Origin of the sequence: Methylophaga sp. UBA5088 (genome assembly GCF_002414625.1) — a bacterium.
Classification (GTDB): domain Bacteria; phylum Pseudomonadota; class Gammaproteobacteria; order Nitrosococcales; family Methylophagaceae; genus Methylophaga; species Methylophaga marina.
Map to the genome: position 1 here is coordinate 23,772 of NZ_DIAC01000105.1, position 3,600 is coordinate 27,371.

The 3,600-nt window shown below is 43.9% G+C and carries 4 protein-coding genes; 1 reads left to right on the forward strand and 3 read right to left on the reverse strand.

The genetic code is table 11. The features are described 5' to 3' along the window. A partial coding sequence (locus tag B4K20_RS13395) for a helicase HerA-like domain-containing protein (protein WP_289283249.1) occupies positions 1-877 on the reverse strand: 877 nt, incomplete at its 3' end. 141 nt (positions 878-1,018) lie between these two features. Between B4K20_RS13395 and B4K20_RS13400 the strand changes: the two genes are divergently transcribed. Next, on the forward strand, positions 1,019-1,432 hold the full coding sequence (locus tag B4K20_RS13400; protein ID WP_289283250.1) for a ZapG family protein: 414 nt from the start codon (positions 1,019-1,021) through the stop codon (positions 1,430-1,432). 70 nt (positions 1,433-1,502) lie between these two features. Here the strand turns inward: B4K20_RS13400 and B4K20_RS13405 are convergent, their stop codons facing one another. Continuing rightward, positions 1,503-2,957, reverse strand: a complete 1,455-nt coding sequence (locus B4K20_RS13405; RefSeq protein ID WP_289283251.1) for a catalase — start codon at positions 2,955-2,957, stop codon at positions 1,503-1,505. Positions 2,958-3,126: 169 nt separating this feature from the next. Beyond that, positions 3,127-3,582 carry a BLUF domain-containing protein gene (locus B4K20_RS13410; RefSeq protein WP_289283252.1) on the reverse strand — a complete coding sequence of 152 codons (456 nt, stop codon included), beginning with the start codon at positions 3,580-3,582 and terminating at the stop codon, positions 3,127-3,129. Positions 3,583-3,600 lie beyond the last annotated feature (18 nt).

Here is a 3,600-nt window from a genome sequence, read left to right on the forward strand (position 1 = left end):
CTTTTGAACGAATAAGTCGAACGACTTGCTCAATTTTATCCAACAATACTTTAGGCGCATCATCAAATAATAAATGAGCCTCATCAAAAAACAGCACCAACTTCGGTTTTTCAGGATCGCCTACTTCGGGTAATTGCTCAAATAATTCAGATAACAGCCAGAGTAAAAAAGCACTATAAAGATTAGGCGACTGCATTAGACTGTCAGCGGCCAGCAAGTTAATGATGCCTCGCCCATGTTCATCTGTTTGCAACAGCTCATCCAGATTAAACATTGGCTCACCAAATAACTGGTCAGCCCCCTGCTCTTCCAGTCCTAATAAACGACGTTGAATAGCGCCCACACTAGCAGCAGAAATATTGCCGTATAAGGTTCTGAACTCTGCCGCATTCTCAGCAATAAACTGCAGCATGGATCGGAGATCTTTTAAATCCAAAACCAGCCAGCCATTGTCATCGGCAACGCGAAATACCAAGTTCAAAATGCCCTGCTGCGTTTCATTCAAATTCATCAATCGGGATAACAGCAACGGCCCCATATCGGAAATCGTTGCTCTAAGTGGGTGACCTTGCTTGCCAAATACATCCCAAAACGTGACAGGCATTCCAGTAAAGCCGAAATCTGATAGACCCATCAGATCAACACGCTCATTAATTTTGGGATGCGGTTTACCCGGCTGACTGATTCCCGATAAGTCCCCTTTAATATCTGCTGCAAATACAGGCACACCTATCTGACTGAAGCTTTCTGCCAGCACCTGAAGCGTGACGGTTTTGCCTGTCCCTGTCGCACCAGCAATCAGACCATGACGGTTTGCCATATTAGCTAATAAGGTGACGGGCTGTGTTGACTGACCCAAGAAAAGAGGTGAAACCATGATGTATCCTTTCAGCAATGGCGGATAGAAGTGATATCAATGGCTTATTAAATCACAAAATAAAACCTTTCAATAAAACGGTTTGTCATGAGGACACTCAATGGCTAGACTAGAGCTTATTCACTTTTAACGGGAAGAACTATGACCTCAACGGAAATCTGGGCAATCACGATTGTCATCGCTATCATTGCTGCATTGCTCGGCTTTGCTCTGGGACGTCGCCAAGCTCCCGGCAGTGATCATCAAATGAAAGAAATCGCTGAGTCATATGATCGTCAACTGGCCGATAAACAAGCCGAACTTGATGCCTATAAACAAAAAGTACATGCCCATTACGACAAAACGGCACAAGCTTTTAAGGATATGGCGGGTTCGTACAAAGAGCTGTTTGATCATCTTTCTCATGGCTATGAAGAACTTGGCAACTTTACTGACCAGCGTGTGTTGCCTGATCGTGCTGGCGCGCTTTTAGATGGCCCGGATACGCAGACAGCGAAAGAGTCCAACTTCATACACCCAAACCATAAAGGTGATGAAGACGCCTTGAGCCGATAAAAAAATATATCGATTCATAAAAAAAGCCAGCTTAAAGCTGGCTTTTTTGTTTCACTGACAAACTATTGGTTTATGCTTTGCCTAGGCCTTTGGCAATACGTTCACCGATATCACTGTCAATGTTTTTCCAGTACTCAATGACGCGTGATAATACGGGTTCTTCAACACCATCACTCACGTGGCCAACCACATTTGATACCAGACGATCACGCTGCGCATCATCCATCACTTCCCGAACTAAAATACCGGCCTGACCAAAGTCGTCATCATCTTCGCGTAGCGTGTAAGCTTCGCGTGTGAACTCACCACTGGCCGCCCATGTGGTGTCTTCTGGATAGTTTTCAGGATCAGCTTTCGGCCCACCTTTAGAATTAGGCGCATAAACAGGATCAGTGACATTTTGTACACGCATGGCCCCATCTTTACTATAACTATTCACAGGACATTTCGGCGCATTCACCGGAATCTGCTTATAGTTCACCCCTAAACGGTGGCGATGGGCATCAGCATAAGAAAACATACGACCCAGTAACATCTTGTCAGGACTAATCCCTATGCCCGGCACTAAATTACTTGGCTCAAATGCGGCCTGTTCAATCTCAGTATGAAAATCTGTCGGGTTACGATTCAGCGTTAATTGCCCCACTTCATGCAATGGATAATCATCGTGAGGCCAGACCTTCGTTAAATCAAATGGATTCAGACGGTATGTTTTCGCATCCTCAAAAGGCATAATCTGAACGTTCATGGTCCAGCTAGGATTGTTCCCTTCTTTGATCGCATTAAACAAATCGCGTCTGTGATAATCGCCATCTTTACCCGCCAGCGTATCAGCTTCGTCCTGAGTCAGAAAATCAATGCCCTGATTGGTTTTGAAGTGATATTTCACCCAAAACTTTTCGCCCTTATCATTCACCCATAAATACGTATGACTGGAATAGCCATTCATGTTACGCCATGTTTTGGGAATGCCACGATCCCCCATCAACCACGTCACCTGATGCGCCGACTCTGGAGACAAGGTCCAAAAGTCCCACTGCATATCATGGTCACGCATTGCGTTATCAGCACGACGTTTTTGAGAGCGGATAAAGTGTTGGAATTTTAACGGGTCACGAATAAAAAACACGGGGGTATTGTTCCCCACCATGTCATAGTTACCTTCCGTCGTATAAAACTTAAGTGAAAAGCCACGAGGATCGCGCCAGGTATCGGGACTACCTCGCTCACCTGCCACAGTTGAAAACCGAGCTAGAACCTCAGTCTCGGTACCAGGTTGAAACACTGCAGCCTTGGTAAATTGGCTAACATCATGTGTCACTTTGAAATGACCAAACGCACCAGAGCCCTTAGCATGAGGCTGACGTTCTGGAATTCGCTCGCGATTAAAATTAGCCATCTGCTCAATAAGATATAAATCATGAAGCAGAATCGGGCCATCTCGGCCAACGGTTAAGGAATGTTCATCACTGGAGACAGGTAAACCGGAATCAGTCGTTGTTCTGTTGTTATCTTTCGTGCTCATGTTGTCTCTCCTCTCTTAATTTATAAGATTCTCTGAAAAACCGTGCTGCATGCTTGAACCAAAACAGACTGTATTTGATTCGAATAGACTTTAATCACTCAACCCTAACATGGGCAGGTGAAATTAATATAAAACGGTCACCATTCTCTTGGTCATTATTTAACTTGAACTAATAAGTATCTTTGAATGATAGAAGTAGAATTTGGGCTAATGATGGCTGTGATTGAAATTCATTCCCTGTCAGTGGGTAATTCAAAATGTCACTGTAGCCGGGAATATGATGCTCATATTCATTATCCAGATTGTAAAACCCCATGGTCCAATCACAGAACTCACGATGGCCGATGGACCCCTCGTTTAAAATGAGAATATTTTTATGGCGCTTGTCACAGCAAATTTTCTCAAAAGTAAACTTCAGTGGCTCTTCCTCACCTTCCAGAACTTGCATAAACTCTTGATCTTTATACAGCAGCTGTCCAGTAAGATTTTCTCTAAGGTTATTACTACGACATTCATCCAGCAGCTCAAATAACTGCTCCTGAGAAAAGGCATGGGTAGCCGAACTGACATAAGTAATGGAATACAAAAGCACCTCCTGACTGAACTTATGACAATCAAGTAACATTAAGTCACTTCATTTTTC